Source organism: Bacillus sp. FJAT-50079 (assembly GCF_018343515.1).
GTDB lineage: Bacteria > Bacillota > Bacilli > Bacillales > Bacillaceae_C > Lederbergia.
Genome location: NZ_JAGYPD010000015.1, coordinates 1 through 1155, shown reverse-complemented (window position 1 = coordinate 1155; position 1155 = coordinate 1). Strand labels below are relative to the sequence as shown.

The 1155-nt window shown below is 41.1% G+C and carries 1 protein-coding gene and 1 pseudogene; both read right to left on the bottom strand.

Translation table 11 applies throughout. The features are described from left to right. A pseudogene (locus tag KHA95_RS22735) lies at positions 1-520 on the bottom strand (carbohydrate ABC transporter permease); the annotation flags it as partial. Between the two features lie 55 nt (positions 521-575). After that, the coding region (locus tag KHA95_RS22730) for an ABC transporter permease subunit (RefSeq protein WP_213139832.1) at positions 576-1155 on the bottom strand (580 nt) is incomplete at its 5' end.

Here is a 1155-nt window from a genome sequence, read left to right as displayed (position 1 = left end):
TCGCCGATTCAACTAATCCTTCTGGAAGCCCTTGGAAGAAGCTCCGTAAAATGATCATGTTAAAGACGTTGATTGAAACGGGAATGACGAGCGATGCAAGCGAGTCAAGCAAGCCCGTTTGTTTAACAATTAAGAACGTCGGGATCATCCCACCGTTAAAGAGCATTGTAAAAATTACGAAGAACATAATTTGTTTACGGCCAACCAAATCTCTTCGCGACAAACCATATGCCGTAAGCGTTGAAAGGAACATACTCCATAACGTTCCTAATAACGTGACACCGATCGATACTAACAGTGCTTTAAAAATCGTGTCCGTTGAGAAAATATATTTATAAGCCGCTAAGCTAAACTCTGTTGGAAACAGTACAAATCGTTTTTGTGCAAGCTCGGCACTTGTTGTAAATGAACTCGCAACAACGTGAATAAATGGCAGCACCGTCACGAGTGCGATAATAATAAGCAAGATCGTATTTGTATAGTTAAATAAACGACTGCCTAGTGATTTGTCTTCAACCATCGTGTTCCCTCCTATTTAAGTAACACTGTCGCTTAAGCGCCAGCACTACACACCATTAATAGATTCCTTCCTCGCCGACCTTCTTCGCTAGTCTATTAGCGCCCATGACGAGAATCAATCCGACTAACCCTTTGAACAAGCCGATCGCTGTACTGTAACTGTATTGCCCTTGTTTTAAGCCTGTCACATATACATACGTATCAAAGATTTCTCCAACTTCACGATTCGATGCGTTCAACAATAAGTAAACGTGTTCAAAACCAAGCTCTAAAACGTCACCGATTTTTAAGATTAAGAGAATAATGATGACACTTTTGATCGCTGGCAATGTTATATGCCAAATTTGTTGGAAACGATTCGCTCCATCCATCCGAGCTGCTTCGTACATCGAAGGGTCAACTGCCGCAATGGCAGCCAAGAAAATGATCGTTCCCCATCCAGCTTCACGCCAAATGATTTGTATAATGTACATCGGTCTAAACCAATTTTCATTTAAAAGGAAGTTGACTTTTTGGAAGCCAAACATTTCTAACAACCCATTCACAAGTCCGCCGTCCATCGTAAGCAACACATAACTGATCGATACGATAATAACCCAGCTCATGAAATGCGGGATGTAAATTAATGTTTGTACG